The 15,055-nt window shown below is 67.2% G+C and carries 19 protein-coding genes; all 19 read right to left on the bottom strand.

Annotated features, from left to right (window positions below):
- Nucleotides 1–9 precede the first annotated feature (9 nt).
- Nucleotides 10–606 (bottom strand): DUF4376 domain-containing protein, encoded by a 597-nt coding sequence (locus AAG689_RS11845; RefSeq protein WP_406626100.1) that lies wholly within the window; start codon nt 604–606, stop codon nt 10–12.
- A complete protein-coding gene (locus AAG689_RS11850) occupies nt 606–1,061 on the bottom strand; it encodes a hypothetical protein (protein WP_406626101.1) in 456 nt (151 codons plus the stop codon). Before AAG689_RS11850 ends, AAG689_RS11845 begins: the two co-directional genes overlap by 1 nt.
- 71 nt (nt 1,062–1,132) lie before the next feature.
- Entirely contained in the window at nt 1,133–2,359 is a 1,227-nt protein-coding gene (locus AAG689_RS11855; RefSeq protein ID WP_406626102.1) for a hypothetical protein, read from the bottom strand.
- 2 nt (nt 2,360–2,361) lie between these two features.
- Nucleotides 2,362–2,637, bottom strand: coding sequence for a hypothetical protein (locus AAG689_RS11860; protein WP_406626103.1), 276 nt, complete (start codon nt 2,635–2,637; stop codon nt 2,362–2,364).
- A 3-nt stretch (nt 2,638–2,640) separates the two neighbouring features.
- Nucleotides 2,641–3,258, bottom strand: coding sequence for a hypothetical protein (locus AAG689_RS11865; protein ID WP_406626104.1), 618 nt, complete (start codon nt 3,256–3,258; stop codon nt 2,641–2,643).
- A 13-nt stretch (nt 3,259–3,271) separates the two neighbouring features.
- Nucleotides 3,272–3,688: a hypothetical protein gene (locus tag AAG689_RS11870; RefSeq protein WP_406626105.1), complete on the bottom strand. Its 417-nt coding sequence runs from the start codon at nt 3,686–3,688 to the stop codon at nt 3,272–3,274.
- 20 nt (nt 3,689–3,708) lie between these two features.
- Nucleotides 3,709–4,341, bottom strand: a complete 633-nt coding sequence (locus AAG689_RS11875; protein WP_406626106.1) for a DUF6682 family protein — start codon at nt 4,339–4,341, stop codon at nt 3,709–3,711.
- A complete protein-coding gene (locus AAG689_RS11880) occupies nt 4,332–4,949 on the bottom strand; it encodes a hypothetical protein (protein WP_406626107.1) in 618 nt (205 codons plus the stop codon). Before AAG689_RS11880 ends, AAG689_RS11875 begins: the two co-directional genes overlap by 10 nt.
- 7 nt (nt 4,950–4,956) lie before the next feature.
- On the bottom strand, nt 4,957–5,343 hold the full coding sequence (locus AAG689_RS11885; protein WP_406626108.1) for a hypothetical protein: 387 nt from the start codon (nt 5,341–5,343) through the stop codon (nt 4,957–4,959).
- Between the two features lie 69 nt (nt 5,344–5,412).
- Nucleotides 5,413–5,871 (bottom strand): hypothetical protein, encoded by a 459-nt coding sequence (locus AAG689_RS11890; protein ID WP_406626109.1) that lies wholly within the window; start codon nt 5,869–5,871, stop codon nt 5,413–5,415.
- Between the two features lie 38 nt (nt 5,872–5,909).
- On the bottom strand, nt 5,910–7,025 hold the full coding sequence (locus AAG689_RS11895) for a N4-gp56 family major capsid protein (protein WP_406626110.1): 1,116 nt from the start codon (nt 7,023–7,025) through the stop codon (nt 5,910–5,912).
- A 274-nt stretch (nt 7,026–7,299) separates the two neighbouring features.
- Nucleotides 7,300–8,262, bottom strand: a complete 963-nt coding sequence (locus tag AAG689_RS11900) for a hypothetical protein (RefSeq protein ID WP_406626111.1) — start codon at nt 8,260–8,262, stop codon at nt 7,300–7,302.
- Nucleotides 8,259–8,837, bottom strand: coding sequence for a hypothetical protein (locus AAG689_RS11905; protein WP_406626112.1), 579 nt, complete (start codon nt 8,835–8,837; stop codon nt 8,259–8,261). The genes AAG689_RS11900 and AAG689_RS11905 overlap by 4 nt, the downstream gene beginning before the upstream one ends.
- Nucleotides 8,834–9,475: a lysozyme gene (locus AAG689_RS11910; protein WP_406626113.1), complete on the bottom strand. Its 642-nt coding sequence runs from the start codon at nt 9,473–9,475 to the stop codon at nt 8,834–8,836. Before AAG689_RS11910 ends, AAG689_RS11905 begins: the two co-directional genes overlap by 4 nt.
- A complete protein-coding gene (locus AAG689_RS11915) occupies nt 9,475–9,768 on the bottom strand; it encodes a hypothetical protein (protein ID WP_406626114.1) in 294 nt (97 codons plus the stop codon). Before AAG689_RS11915 ends, AAG689_RS11910 begins: the two co-directional genes overlap by 1 nt.
- Nucleotides 9,765–11,975, bottom strand: a complete 2,211-nt coding sequence (locus AAG689_RS11920) for a hypothetical protein (RefSeq protein WP_406626115.1) — start codon at nt 11,973–11,975, stop codon at nt 9,765–9,767. Before AAG689_RS11920 ends, AAG689_RS11915 begins: the two co-directional genes overlap by 4 nt.
- Before the next feature lie 567 nt (nt 11,976–12,542).
- Complete coding sequence (locus AAG689_RS11925; RefSeq protein ID WP_406626116.1) at nt 12,543–13,922, bottom strand: PBSX family phage terminase large subunit; 1,380 nt, start codon at nt 13,920–13,922, stop codon at nt 12,543–12,545.
- Nucleotides 13,919–14,707, bottom strand: coding sequence for a terminase small subunit (locus tag AAG689_RS11930; protein ID WP_406626117.1), 789 nt, complete (start codon nt 14,705–14,707; stop codon nt 13,919–13,921). Before AAG689_RS11930 ends, AAG689_RS11925 begins: the two co-directional genes overlap by 4 nt.
- On the bottom strand, nt 14,704–15,039 hold the full coding sequence (locus AAG689_RS11935; RefSeq protein WP_406626118.1) for a hypothetical protein: 336 nt from the start codon (nt 15,037–15,039) through the stop codon (nt 14,704–14,706). The genes AAG689_RS11930 and AAG689_RS11935 overlap by 4 nt, the downstream gene beginning before the upstream one ends.
- Nucleotides 15,040–15,055: the final 16 nt, after the last annotated feature.

Genomic DNA, 15,055 nt, shown 5'->3' on the forward strand with positions numbered 1-15,055 from the left:
GCGCCCCCTTCAAGCGCCCGCGGGCCAGCCCGCTTCGATGTCGTAGACCTGCAGTTCTACGGCGCTGGCTGCGGCGATGGCCTCATGGTGGGCGCGCTCCGCGCTGAAACATGCCTGTACGTGCACTGCGATGGCCGCGGCGATGGCCTGCACTTCCGCTACGGTGAGCGTCAACCAGCCGGACGCGGACTTGAAATCCACCGACTCCACCCCGGCCGCCTGCGCATTGGCGATGACGCTGGTGATCCGGTTCTGATCGTCAATGGCCGTTCCGACCGTAATGCCGCCGGGCAACGTGATGCCCCCCGTCTCGCGCTGCCAGCGCATGTCCGTGACAGCGCGCTGCAGGTTGGCGCGCACGTCCTCAACGGGCAGCGGCTGGGCCTGCCAGACACGCACCCACGCTGCGCCGCGCGCCTCGATGCAGCCCGGCTGCAGCACATGCGTGGCGGGGTTGTGCTCGGGCTGCTCGTCAGTCAGGGTGTAGAGGCCCGCCGCGTTGCGCTCGTCTTCGGTGGCGAGCTCACCGTAAGACGTGTTTCGGTGTGCCAACCGGAAGTCGTGCAGCGACACGAACTCGCGGGCAATGGAAGGCTCGTAGAACATCAGAAGTTCTCCCCAAAGAAAAGTGCGCTCAGCGTCGCAGGCGTGTAGTCGATGTCGAGATAGGCATGCGCCCAGCGCGACTGGACACTTGCGACGCTTTTTGAGGCGAAAACGAACTCCCACGAGGCGCTGGGAGAACGAATGCGCTCCGTGGTGAAGTCACGCGAATTCAATTCGCCAGAGGTGATGGAAGACGATTGCCATGCGCCGCCCACGGGCGCCATCAGCGACGCGCCAAATAACCCATCCGGCCCACCAGGCGATATCACCCGTACAAAAGCAAACTCCCGTGCATTCGCCACATTAGGGTTTAGGTGCCACCCAATAGCAATCGAATTCACCACGGAGCTCTCTGGCACAGCTCCTGAGATAGGGAAGCGGAAATTGCCGCCGATGTAGTCATTGACCGCAACCGAGCCCGTGTGCACCGCAGCGGTCGCGCTGTTGCCGTTCACGTTCGCAAGGTCTGCGACCGTGAACCCCACTCCGGAAACAACGGCACTCGGCCACACGCGCACTGTAGGCATCAGGCATTCACTTTCGCGGCGGCGAGCCACGCATTTCCGTTCGTCACGCCGTCGAAGAACAGCGAAACCATCGTGTAGCTATTGACATTAGTGTGGATGGCGGGAGCTGTGGCTGATCCCACGAAAGCGACGATGCCCCCTTGCGCAGCCCAGGTGACAGAGCGCCCGCCCGTGGCGTCCTGCCCAAGAAGCAATTGGTAGTTGCCGGGCCCGGGCGCCGTAAATGTGATCGTGCAGTTGGCCGTCAGCGTCACGCCCTGCTTCTGGCCGTTGGAAAAATCGATAGTCTTTGCTGAGCCCGAGTTCCCCGCGTTGTAGTACCCACCACCGCCGAAGTGGACGTACTTGGCCCGCGCCCCACCATTCATATCCTGCCGGCCCGACCATGCGTTGGCAGCATTCAGCAACGGTACCGTGTCGCCGCTCGTGCCCGTGTTCTTTGTGGCCGCCGTCCCCAGCGTCCCGATGGCCACGCCGGCTGCGTCCAGGTTCGTCTTATCGGCGGCGGACATGAAGCCCGCCGTAGCGGTGGTGGCCGCAGCGTGCGCGGCGCCGCCCAGGCCGACGTGGTCCGTGATCTGCCGCTGCAGCTTCCCCAGCGCCACCAGCACCGTGTCCGCTGCCGCGATGGCCGCGTTGGTGGCGGTGGACAGGCCTGTGAGCGTGGCCGCGCGCACGTCGGTGAAGAAGTCGCGCCAGCTCTTGTCCCCGCGCCAATACTGGGCAGCGGTCCCGGCGGCAGCCTTCGGCTCCTTCTCGCCGTCCAGTTCCTCGATGGCCGCCTGCACGTCTGTGGCAGCGACGCCCCCTGCGGGCGTGAATGCAATGCCGGACGCTGGCAGGTCAGATGCCCCGCCCACCTGGATGAACCGCTCCGCGCCTCCGCGGGTGAACCGCAGCTCCACGAAGTCCCCGCTCACATAAGCCTGAGGCGTTGTGCCCTCCTGGCCGCGCTGCACAGTGATGCGGCACTCGCCCGGCGTGGCGTTGTCCACGGCCGTGCAGCGCATGATCTCGACGCTGGACTCATCCGATCCGGAGCGCTTGTACGCCGTGAGCACATACCAGTCGCCGCCAGTGGGGTTGAGAAGCGTCCCCGCAGCGCCATCCGACAGGCGAAGTACGCCATAGTCCAGTTCCGTCTCCGGGGTGCCGGTGGTGGGCGCATCCTTCACCGAAGCGACGAAGCGCGACCCGAAATCGTTCAGAAAAAGCTGTTTGGCCATGGTCAGTAATCCTTGATGCGAACCTTCAGCTCTTCTTCTTTCGCGCGGCCATCGTTGGTGTAGGCCACGACGGTGATCTTGTAGACATCACCGTTTGCGCCGCCCTGCACCCAGACCTTCACCCGGGGGTGCGAGAGCGCGAACGTCACAGAGAGGCCGGTCGGCGGCTCCACGAAAACTTCGGCGTCCACCAGGATGTCGTCCGGCGGCAGGAACTCGCTGTAGTCCAGGTCGTAGTCGCGGACATCGCGCGGCTGTTGAGTAGCGGCAAATGGCACCCGTTACCTCACATAAAAAACGTTGTCGGTGAACGCAACCATGAAGGTTTGCGCATCGACGGCCGGCTCATCGAACTGCACCCGCTTGACGACGCCCCCTTGGACATAGATCTGCGCCTCGCCCAGGACCACCACCGGTGCCGTGCGCAGCCGGCGCAGCAGGGCCACGGGCTCGGCGCGCGCAAGTCCTGCCGCCATCCCGCGCACCAGCGCCCGCGGCGCGATGTCCGCGCTTGCGCGCGCCACTGCCTGATGCTGCGAGCGGCGCACCGTGCCTGCGGACAGCGCGATGACCGCCCCGGCAGTCGCATGCACCAGCGAGCGCACCGCAGGGGTGCGCACCACCATCTCGGCGCGGCCCTGCAGCGCGAGCAGGGCCCGCGCCACGACATGCCCGGCACCGGCAGCGACTGCCCGCGCCGTGACCTGGGCAGCGACCCCCACCAGCCCCGCCACGCGTGCCTGCACATCGGCGCTGGCCAGCGCGCCCACCACCGCAGCACGCACCGCGCGCGGCTTCACGGCCACGCTTGCGTAGGCGAGCGCATCCACGAGAACACGCACCGCCACGTCCCGCGGTGCCGCGTTGAGCGCTACCGAGTTGAAGCGGCTGCGGTTCACTGGGCCCGCTCCTTTACACCAGGGTCAGCGTGAAATCCCCCGTCGAGGGGTTGCTGTCCACCTGGTACTTGTCGTTGACGGTCAGCCGCTTGACCTCCGGGAGCGCGTTGCTGTAGAGCAGCGTGGCGGTCGGGTCGGTGGGCGAGGCGCCCTCCACGATTCCGATGTGGCTCACATCCACAGGAGCGCCCACCACGGGCGGGAACTCCACGCGCGTGGCGTTGTAGGTCACGCCGTTGGCCGGCGCGGCGAAGTCGCCCGCTTCCTGGCGCTGATACCAGGCCGCGCTCACTTCCGTGCCTGCGGTGAACGCATCGGTCGGGTCGGCAATGAACAGGGCGAAATAGCGCGTGCGGATGGCCGGTGCCGCCTGGCCGCGCAGCGTCCAGTTGATGATGGCGTTGGCCAGGGAATTGGAGAAACCTGCCATGAGATCGTCCTCTCGTTGAATCAGTTCTTGGGGGCCGCCATCTCGGATGCGGTCTTCACCTGCACGTCGAGGGCGGTATGGAACAGTTGCAGGTGCGCCGCGGCCCGGGCCGCGTTGCCGCCATACTCCGCATCCTTGGAATAGGCACGGAACAGCACGAAGTCGAGCAGCGCGTCCATCCAGCGCTCGGGCACCGTGGGCGCCTCTGCCTCTGCGGAAAGGTCGCTGGGCATCGAACTGGCCAGTGCGCGCACCTTGATGCCGGCTGCGGCCGGGGGATACACCAGGAATTCGCGGGGCGCCTTCAGGTCGTACATGAAGTGCAGCACCTCACGCGCAGGCTGCATGGCACGCCAGCCGCCCGCCACAGCGTCCAGGGTCCAGAGATCGGTCTTCGTGATCCGCCGCGACGTGGTGTTGACGTTGTTCGTGATGTCGATCAGCGTCTGCACGTCCGCAGGCAGCTCCTGCCGCCACCCCGCCGCCAGCACCAGGTCGCGCGGCTGCACGAGCTGGTCGGGCCGCAGCTCGCCCAGGCGCCGCTGCCCCGCGTTGAAGTAGGCCAGCAGCTCGGACCGCTTCCAGCGGACATGCTTGGCATCCAGCAGCGCGAGTGCCGCGGCATCGATCAGCAACTCCACGGTCAGAGCCATAGCGCCCTCCCGCGCGGCACGCGGCCCGTGTGGGAGCGCCACACGTCCGAGGTCGCTTCATCCATGGCGCGCAGGAAGAACGCCAGCGACACCGCGGCCTGATCGGGGCTGTAGTAGTCCGTGCCGCTGGTGTTCAGCAGCTCGGCCTTGGCGCCCTCGCGGATGGCCTCGTGGTATTTCGACGCCACCAAATCAGGCACTGTGCTGCCTCGAATCGTCGGCATCAGCGACACGTAGACCTGCACCGGTCCACCAGCACAGGCACCCACGGTGAAGCTGGTCAAGTCGGACGACACCAGGTAGGCCACGCCCTGGCGCGCGTGGCGCCACGGATCTGCAGGCAGGTCGCGGGCGTGAGCCACCTCCAGAGGACGCCCGCCCATCGTGGCACGCTCCAGGCGCACCAACTCGCCACCTTGCGGCAGCTCGAACGTGTATTCACGGAACGCCTCGCCCGTCACCTCGACAGGCTCCAGCCACTCCTGCCAGGCGCGCGTGGTACGCAGGAACGTGCGGGCGGCCCGGTTCAGACACAGATGCACCAGCGGCTGGGGGGCGGCAGGCGCCACCAGTCCCAGCTCGGGCATCCACTGCTCCCAGCCCGCCATTGCTGTCTCAGCCCGTCACGACGGAAGCACGCGCGGCGCGGCGCACGCGGCCCGTGGGCGCGGTGTTGCCCTCGATGGGACCGCTGGCGGGATTGGCCGGGAAGTCGTCTTCGTCACCATCGCCGATGCGCGGCGTGAACGTGCCCGGCGCGGACGGCAGCCCGAGCGCGACACGCTTGGCCTCGCGCTCGGCGTTGCGGCGCTGGAATTCCGCCTCGGCCTCGTACTCGTCCTGGCTCATGAAGCCCTGCACGCGCAGATACTCCAGATGGTCCTCGTCCTCCACGTCGCAGCACAGCGGCTCGCCGCGGAAGATGTAGGGCTCGCTCGCGCCGGGAACACGCACGATTAGCGAGCCATCCTTGCGCGCCGGCAGTTGGGTGAACAGTTTCACGGTTCTTCTCCTAGGTTTGAAAAGGCCCCCGAAGGCCACGCCCCCGGGGGTAAGGCTCCAGCGCAGAAATCAGGCGTTGCCGTACACCAAGTCCACCGCGAACAGGCCGGCGGGCGTGCCCGTGCCCGGGGCCACCACCTTCAGCAGCAGCTTGCGGTCGTAGTCCTTGGGCACCACCTTGGTGAAGGCAGCAGGCACCACCTGGACGTAGCCGCCGGCCACGCCCGTGGTGTCCTCCACCACCCAGGCCGCGCCACCGTCGTCCGCATCGGCGCTGAAATCGGTACCGGCGGCATTGGCCAGGCCGATGGACGCCTTGAAGCCAGCGCCCAACGCCTGCGGCACGCGCACATACAGGTGTGCCGGCAGCGTGCCGGCCGGCAGCACGCCGATGACACCGACGCGACCCGCTTCGTGGTCGGCCGCAGCCAGCGGCTGGCCGAAGCGGGCGCGCACCAGCTCGGGACCGCCGGGCGTGAGGGGGTTCTGATGGCCAGCGGCCACAGCGCTTTTTTGAACGAATGCCATGTCTTGCTCCTTGGAAATGGAAGTGATGCGTTCGCTGGTCAGCGGGGCTCGGCCGCCGCATCGATGGCGTACACGCCCTGGTCGTGCTTGGTACCTTCCCAGTCGAACGTGGACTTCTTCGCGCCGAAGATCGAAGACGTGGTGATGACCACCTGGTTGCCGTTGTCCCGGGTTTCCTCGTGCCACCCGTAGCGCATGCCCGTGCCGGGAGAGCCGAACGCGATCACGCCGGCCTGCGCACCCATGAACAGCGCGCGAGCCGTCGCCACGTTGGCGCCCGCGCCGTGCGTGGTGTGGCGGATCACGTTGCGGTGGCTGTGCAGCACCACGTTGCGGTGCATGCCCAGGGCTTGCTTGAACAGCGGGGACTTCGCGCCCATCGCGCCGGCCGCAGCCTTCTGCAGCTCCAGCCAGCCGGCCACGCCAGTTTCCTTGCGCAGATCGTCCTCCTGCCAGGTATGCATCACCAGCACGAACACCTCCTCGCCGTCCACCACGCAGGGCTTGATGACCGGGATGCCCGTCGCGCCGCCGCCCTGCGTCTGTGCGCGGGTGATGGCACGGTCCACCACGTTCAGGCCGAACTTGTCCGACACGTCGATGTTGGACACGGCCGTGGCGTCGCCGCCGAAGAAGTGGTGGTTGACGGTCGGCGCCGTCAGGGGGTTGTTGGCGCGGCCGGCCCAGCCCCGCGGCAGGATGAAGTTCTCGTTCACGCCGCGCGAGCCCGACAGGTAGGCGAACGTCAGCTCGTCCTGGAAGCGCGCCCACCAGCCGGCCTGCTGCTGCTTGGCACGCATGCGCAGGTCGTGCAGCGTGCGCTTGCGCGACATGCGGCCACCCGTGTTCACGCCGCCGCGGGCCTGGTCGATGTAGAGCTGGTCGGTGTAGAACTTCTGGCCCTCCTCCTTGCCCTCCAGCGTGTCATCGCCTTCGACGGGCGCCATGGTCAGCTCGGCCAGCAGGTCGTAGCTGATGAGGTCTCCCGCCTCGGATTCGAGATCGGTGAGGATCTGGATGGGGGCCTTGGCGTTCTGACCCACGGCCGTGAACTTGCGGCCGAAATACGATTCCTGCGAGATGTCCAGCGTCAGGTCACCGGAAAAGCGCTTGACGGCGCGGGGGCTGTTCACGCCCACAACGGTTTTGCCCATGGATTGCTCCTAGTGTGGTAGTGAGCACTCCAGCGCTCCGGTTGCAAAGAAAGTTCAGGCCCTCAGGTTGGCAGGCTTGGTACGGGCCGCGACGCTGCGGGAATTTTTTCACCGTCGTGTCGGGCGGCGCGCACACTTCCATGCGCGCCACCTGGCCGCGCTTGAAAACCAACCGGATCTCGCAACCCGGCAGGGACAGCACATCCCCCGTGCGCAGCTCTATGTGCATGCGGCGCGCGTGGGAAGTGGACTCGGTGGCGTGGTGCATGGCGTCTCAGGACATCCGCAGGTAGCGCTCGCGCTTGTCGGCGGGCATGGCGCGCAGCGCACGTTCGTAGTCCAGGCCTTCGAGCTTGTCGATCTCGGCGAACTCATTGGCCACCGGGTCGGCGTCCCCTGCTCCGCCCGGCACTTCGGCCAGGTTCTGCACCACGGCCGTCGCATCGGGGCGGCGCTCAGGGTCCGCCGGCTTCTTCGTCGTCGGGATGCCGTGCAGCGCCACCACGCGCTTGTGCGCCTCATCGAGGAACCAGCGGTAGGGCTTGTCGGCGTTCTCAGGTGCATTGGCCAGGGCCCGCACGAACGTGTCCAGGTCGGCCTGCTTGGCCTTGTCCTTGGCGTAATCCACGATGCCCATCTCGGGCGTCTTGCCAGCGTCGGCCATGAATGTGCCGATGGCGCTCTGCCATGCGGCCTGCTCGCTCTGCTGGCGCATCTCGGCGGCCATCGTGGCGCGGGTCTTCATGTCGCGCAGGTCGTCGCGTTTGTCCTGCAGCGCATCCAACTGCGAGTCGTATTCAGCCCGGTCCAACTCGCCATCGTCCAGCTTCTTGCGCAGATCGGCCATGGCGGTCTTGTTGGCCTTCACCTGGTCCTCGTAGTCGGCCGGCAGCTCAGCTGCATAGGAAGGCGCAGCCTGCGGCGCTGCGGCCGGAGCCGGCGCCGGAGTAGCTGCAGCCGGCTCCTGTGCGGCGGCTGGCGCTGCTGCGGGGGTGGCGGCGGGCGCAGGAGCGGCAGCTCCCTTGGCCGGATCGTCAACACCTGCGGGCGCTTCTGTCCCGGGAGCGGGCTTGCCCGCCGGGTCATCGGCTGCGTCATCGTCCGCAGCGATGGTGCCGCGCCCGATCTCGGCCAGCGCGGCAGCGTTGTCCTCGTCCGGGTCGTAGTCGTCCGTATTCATCGCGGCCTGCTCCTCGGGGCTCAAGATGCGCTGGCGGTCTTCGTCGGAAACGCTCATGGGTTCGTTCTCCTATTCAATGTGCTGGGGAATGCTTGCAGGCTTGGTACGGCCTGGGGTGCTTCAAGCCGGTTCTTCGTGGGCCATGCGTCGCGGATCAGCGCGGCGTCAGCGGCGTGGCCATCAGCCGCTCGCGCGATGTCTGCACCGCGTTCTGCCATTCGTCCACCTCGCTCTGCCAGTCCTTCGAGTAGGGCTGTGCAGGTGCTGGCGTACTGAGCGAGGGTGGGCTGGGCAGCTCCGGCGATGCGCTCGGGGAGGCCAGCAAAGTCGCCCCGCAGCCCTGCAGTAGTCCCGCGCAGGTCACGCAGGCTGCGATCAAGGTCTTGCTGCGCCGCGGCGTTGCGCCGGCCCGTGGCTTGGAAATTGGCGAGTGCATCGTCCAGTCCTTTCTGAAATCTGGCCATGTCCTGCACGGCCTGGCGCTCTCCCTGCAGGTCGGCGCTGGTTTGCTGGTGCTGCAGCTTCTCGATCTCCAGGCCGTAACGCTGGGCCTGCGCCCACCAAGCGCCAGATGCGCCGAGCGCCAGGGCGGCGCCAGCCGCGATCAGGTGGGTGTAGATCGCCGGTATCACGTCGGACCTCCTGCCACGCGCCACTCGCGGCAAATCTCGTCGTTGGAGTCACCGCGCAACTGCAGGCCAGGCAGCACGGTGGAGACGCCGCGCACAGTGCCGCGATTCCAGCGCGGGTTCTGCCGGCACGCGCCCTCCAGGTCGCCCGCGTTGGCCTTGGCGCGCATGGTGCTGGCCTCCAGGTTGGCGGCGCCCTTGTTGTGCACGAAGTCGATGAACGTGCCTTGGACGAACGGGTCATACCCGCGCCAGTAGGTCAGCAGCGCCTGCGCCTCACGCTCAGCCTGCAGATAGCGCCTGCGCTCCAGCAGGTAGCAGTCGCTTGGGCTGTACCAGCGCCCCGCCACCACGCCCTCGCCCGTGATGCCGTTGCACACCGTCAGGGGCTGGCCCTTGCCCAGCTTGTCCACATAGGGCGTGCCGATGTGCTTGCCGCTGCTCTCGTAGTAAGAGCCCATGACCATGGCCACCTTCACGGCCGCGCTGGTGGCGGGGTCGGTGGCCACGGCCTGCACGTACTCGTCGCGCAGTGCCTCGTCGGTCGCCTGGGTAGCCCAGTAGCCGCCCGCGGCGATGCCCGCGCCGATCACCAGTGCTGCCAGCCGCGATGCGAGCCATTGCGGCACTTTGGAGCCCATCACCGATGCCCCTTCATGGCGGTCCAGAGGCCGACGATAGAGGCCCCCAGGCCCACGATGTAGGCAGCGGGCTTTGCCAGCTTGCCCAGCCAGTTGAGCACCTTGAAAGCTCCCTTCATTGCCTGGAAGAACTCCAGCAGCTCTGCCAGTTGCTCGCGCAGAGCTTGCAGGTCGGAGCGCAGCGTGGCCACGTCGCCCTCAATGCGCGCCATCCGCGCATCCCCTTCTTCCAGCCGCTGATAAAGCGTGGTCGTCTTGCTGGGGATGAGGTTCCCATAGTCGTCTTGGTTCACGCGCGCTCCTCCGGTGCTTGGTATTGGTCGAGCCGCTGGCTCACGGCGTCCAGTCGCCCACGGCTGCTTGCTTGGATCTGGGCCACGCGCTCGCGCGAGTCCGCCTCGATGCGCGCCACCTGCAGGCGCACATCGGCGTCCTGCGTGATCTGCAGCGTCTTGTTCGCCAGGTCGGCCTGGGTCTTGGCCAGCTGCCGCTGCACGCGCTCCAACTCCTGGTCCGCGTCGCGGCGCGCGGTGGCAGCCGCGCCCTCCATCTGGCTGGCCAGTGCCGTGTCGCCACCGGCCGCCGCTGCGCGCGCCTCGGCCTCCAGCTTCGCGGCGCGGGCGTTGATCTCGCGCACCTTGGCCTGCTGCTCGGCCAGCGCCTGGCGTGCGCTCTCCTGCTGCATCTGCAGGGCCTCGGCCTGGGCCTGCATCTGCTGCTGCATCTGCGCCTGCTCTTCGGGCGTCAGCGGCTTGTTGGGGTCGCGCTCGCCCGTCAGCTTGCGCAGCTCGTCGGCGATCTGGTCGTTGTTCGGGAGGTCCGAATACTCCATGGCCAGCGTCATGACGCGCAGGGCCACCTCGGGCGGCAGACGCCCGGCCATCTGGTTCATGGCCTCGAACATCACCTGCCGCAAGGTGCCGGCATAGTCCTGCTCCGACACCACGAAATCCGCCATGCTGGCCGTGATGTCGTTCAGGTAGCGCACGCTGCCGTCAGGCTGCACCTCGGGCTGGTTGATCTTCACCCAGTCCAACTGCCCCTTGTGGCCCGACAGGCGGATCACCTTCGCCTCCGTGTACCACTGCTCCATCAGAGACAGGAGCTTTTCCCCCTGCACCTGGGTAGCGAGCCGCAGGTTGTCGAACGGCTCCGTGGTGACCACCGAGCCTTGCATCTGCCGTGCCTTGATCGCCTCGCCCGAGCTGGCGTTCGTCTGGCGGCCCAGGTTTTCGTTGCTGATGCCGGCATTGCGCTGGATGGCCTGCGCGTCCAGGGTCATCATCTGCACCTGGCCGGCGGCCATCTCGCTGTCGCGGTGCACCTCCAGCTTCTTGCCCGCCCTGTACTCGATGAACCCATCCGGCTGGTTCACCTCCTCGCGCGCTACGTTGATGTCGTCCACCGCACCCTTCTCCGCGAACACCTGGTTGGTGGACAGAAGGAACAACGCCTTGGACGCGCGCTTGTTCAGATCCATCTGCAGGTCGCGCACGCGCCGCACCACGCCGTAGGGCTGGCGGTCACGCCCCCGGCGGTAGCACCAGATCGGCGTGAGGCTGAAACTGTTGTGCCGCATCGGCATCGGGCCCAGGGCCAGCAGGTGGCCCTCCGTCATCACGGCAACGTGCATGCGCATCACCACCCGGTCCACGATGGAGCCGCCGGCTTGGCCGATCGCATTCATCAGTGCCGTGTCCCAGCCTTCTACAAAAGCGCCTTTGAACTGCCCGCTGGTCACCACCTTCACCGCCGCGGGCATGCGGAACTGGCACTCGATCAGCCGGATGCGGCTGCGCGGCTCGGTGTCCACGGTGCCGCGGCCGCCTCCGATGTAGCTGCCGCTGGCCGTGCCCGCGTGGCTCGCACTCGTGTAGCCCTGGAAGTAAAACTCGTCCTCGCTCCACTGCTGGGCGCTGAATTCCTGGTCCCGCATCACCGCGCGCTCCAGTACGTTCCTGCGCCCGGGGTACATGGCAAGCGCTACATCCTCATCCACCCAGCGGGTGCGAAACAGGTAGCGGGCATCGCTCAGGTCCTGCTCAATGGCCATGGAATCCCACAGCACGTTGCGCCAGTCCTCGTACTTGTCGTAGAGGATGTCCTTCGTGGGATCGTTGCGCACGCCCGAGTCCACCCAGCCCACGCCCACCTTGACCGCATCGGCGAACGCGCGCGAGCGGTTGAAGGTGCTGCGGTTCACGTCGGAGACGTACTTGAACACCTTCGACTTCACGTCGGCCATCTCCACATCGTCCTCGGTGCGCGGCAGCACCCGCCAGTCCACCCGGGCCCGGCGCTCCGTGCCGATCAGCCAGTCCACCATCGGCGCCACCTCGTTGAACACCAGCGGCGCCTGGCCGCGCTCCTCCAGCACGGCAGCGTCCGCCAGATCCCACTGGTCGCCGTCGTAGAAATCGGCATCGACCGCCATCTGCAGCCGGTTCTCGGCCTGGATCTCGCGCTCGCGGTAGTACCAGCCCAGGCACTTGCGCAGCACCTCGCGCGCGGCGGGTTGGTCCAGAGGATGCAGGGGGCGCTCACGTCCAGCTCGACGGCGCCGTCTTCCCCCACGACGTTCTCGCCCGGGGCCACCTTACGGTTGATGCGGACCTCAAGCAGGGACATATTCCGCCCCTTGTCCTCGACCACCAGCGCCTCGCGGTGGACCTCCTGGCCATCCGCCTTCACGACCAGTTCCCCGAACTCGCGCCCGCGGCGCTCTGCGGCCGGCTCCGAAGGCATGCTCACCAGATCAGGCAGGCCCTCGTTGATGATCGTGGCGATGCGCACCCAGTTGCTCTTGCTGGGCTCGATCCCCAGCACGTCGCAGGCCACCACGCACTGCCGGGCCAGATACCCCGGGTCGTCGTAGCGATAGGCCGCACTCTCCAGTACGACATACCAGGGGGCGTTCTTGCGCAGGGCGGGAATCAGCACCAGGGCGCGCTCGCCGTTGATCCAGGTGTAGACGGCCAGCAGGTCGCCATGCTGGCGGTGCAGGTGGGCTTTTCGGAGGTCGATACATGCGGGCATGGCCTGCGAATCTGGCAGGCTTGGTACGGGATCAGCGCGCCATGCTCGATCCCCTGCGCGACGGCGGCGGGCGCTTGCCCTGGGTGTCGTTGTCCATGCGCGGCAGCGCCATGCCCACGTACCGCCACACGTCCGCGCCGTGGCTGGCGTCGTCGTGCAACGGAGCGCCAGGCTCGTTCGTGCGCGTGTCGATCTGGCGCTTGTACCGGCTCAGGCAACTCAACAGCGCGGCGCACTTCTGCTCATCGATGTAGGCCTGCGCGAAGATGCCGCGCGCCAGACGGATGCCGGTTTCCAGCCCGAAGCGCTCCAGCACTTCCACCTCGCAGCCCATGTCCTCCAGGATCTGCTGGGCCGTCTGGCCGGTTTTGAAATCGCCGTGCGCGCCATCGTGCGGCAGGAAGTCCGTGCCCCAGCGATAGGGCAGCTTCTCCATCTCCTCGATGTAGCTCTCCAGCGTGCGCTGGTTGTCCTGCAGATAGTCGATGACCCGGAAATCCATCGGCGTGCGCTGCACCATGGCGATGGCCATGTTGTCCGCCCAGCCCAAGTCCCAGACCCGGTGCACCGGCAGCTTGGGGTTGTAGGGCACGCGGCACACCTGCCCGTTGTTGTACAGGCGCTCCACCTCCTTGGCGTAGATCGCCCCGGCCACCACGCGCTTGGGCTTGCCCTCCCAAACGTTCCAATAGGTGTCCGGGTCGCGCTTGAAATGCCGCTGGCGCTCCTTCTCCAGCACCTCCGGGAACCATGGGTTGTCCCGCCAGTTGATCTCGCACAACCAGGTGTCCGCGTCCGCGTTCGTGATGAAGCGGCTGTACGTCGGATCGCTGGCCATGTCCGGGTTCATGGTCAGCCAGATCTCCGAGCCCGGCCGGCGGATCGTCGGTACCAGCACCTCCCACGAGCGCGCGCTGACCGACTGGGCCTCCTCCACCCACACGATGTCGATGGCCTCGTAGGACTTGATCGAGTCCACCGTGTGGCTCTGCAGGCCCGCGAACAGGATCAGCGTCCCGTTGGCGCCCCGGATCTCCGTGTCCAGCACATCGTAGAACCCGCCCAGGCCCAGCGCGGCGATCTGGTCCGAAAGCAGCCGGTGCACCGAGTCGCGCATCGACTTCTGCACCTCGCGCGCGCACAGGATGCGCAGCGGCCGGTTGCTGCCCAGCACCAGCAGCGCCATCGCCACCGACCACGACTTGGCGCCACCCCGCCCGCCATACAGCACCTTGAAGCGCCGGGGCTCGAACAGCCCGCGCAGCTTCACCGGGAACTCGATGCGCACCCGCGCGCGCTCTACCTCGTAGTCCTGGGCGAAGTCGGCCACGGCCGAGCCGTCGTAGGCATCGGCCAGTGTCGCCGCCAGGATAGACGGCTGCGTCGTGCCCCGAATGGGCGACAGCCTCATGGCCTGGCGGCCCCCGGATCGTTCTCGCGCTTGGGCGGCTCCACGAAGTGCAGCTCGAAGTGGCCCACGCCACCGCCCGCGCCGCGCTGCCGGTTGTCCTTGTCGTAGTTGCCGTGGTAGCGCATCAGCTTCTCAGCCACGTCGAGCTGGGAATGCAGGCTGATCTCCAGGCCGTTGCGCGTCTCCTTCGCACCCGCGAACAGCGCGACCGCCCCAGCCGACATCGTGCGCGTGTCCTTGAGCACCGTGCGCGACTGGCCCGCGCCGAAGCACTCGGGGCATTCCTGGTGCGGCGGCCTCCTGGCGTCGTAGCCGATGCCGCCCAGCTCCGGGAACTCTTCGGGCGCCTTGCCCCCGTCGATCCACTTCTCCCGCTTGGTGTTGTACTCGGCCAGGGTGTACTGGTACTCGTGCCCCGCGCCGTAGCAGTGGCGGCAGCAGGCGACGAACACCTCCACCAGCTCCCGCGGATCCGCCATCAGCATCTGGTTCAGCCGGCGCACCACGTCTTCCGCCTTCACCTCGGCACGCTCGACCACAAGGGCCTTCACCTCGGCCACATATTCCTGCACCTTGGCATCTCTCAACAGGCGTGCGCCCTGCGAAGCTGCCGTGTTGGCGCTGTAGCCCGCCGCAATAGCCGCCTGAGTGGCGTTGAACCCGGATGCGACGTACTCACGCGCGAAGGCCCGATGACGGTCTTCAGTCGTGATCTGTGGCTTCTTGGGGGTTGCCCCTGCCTTCGCGCGCTTGGGCTTGGCGGGCTTGGGGGTGGATTTGCTCATTCCGCCACGATGGCAGGCTTGGCACGCTCCGACAGCGCATAGCGCATCACTGCCTTGCGCCCCGGCAGTTCCGCCATCTCGGCATCGAGCAGCCCCTGGCCCGCGAGGTACTGCAGCGCCCAGTCGATTTCCCCCTTGGAGCGGCCGAGCGCCAGTACCAGCTCAGGATGGAAGAACCAGCGTTGCGGGTGCTGGCGCAGGTAGCGCAGCAACACGTCCGTGCCGCTCCCGGGCCGGATGACGCCCGGCGGCCGAGGGTTGTTGTGGCGGGGCTTGCCCGGCTCCTGCTCGCGGCCCAACTGGCCGGCGAGCCAATCGATAGGATCGTTCATATGCTCCCTGGCGCGA

It is taken from the genome of Acidovorax sp. SDU_ACID1, assembly GCF_045291395.1.
In the GTDB taxonomy this organism is placed as follows: Bacteria; Pseudomonadota; Gammaproteobacteria; order Burkholderiales; family Burkholderiaceae_C; genus MR-S7.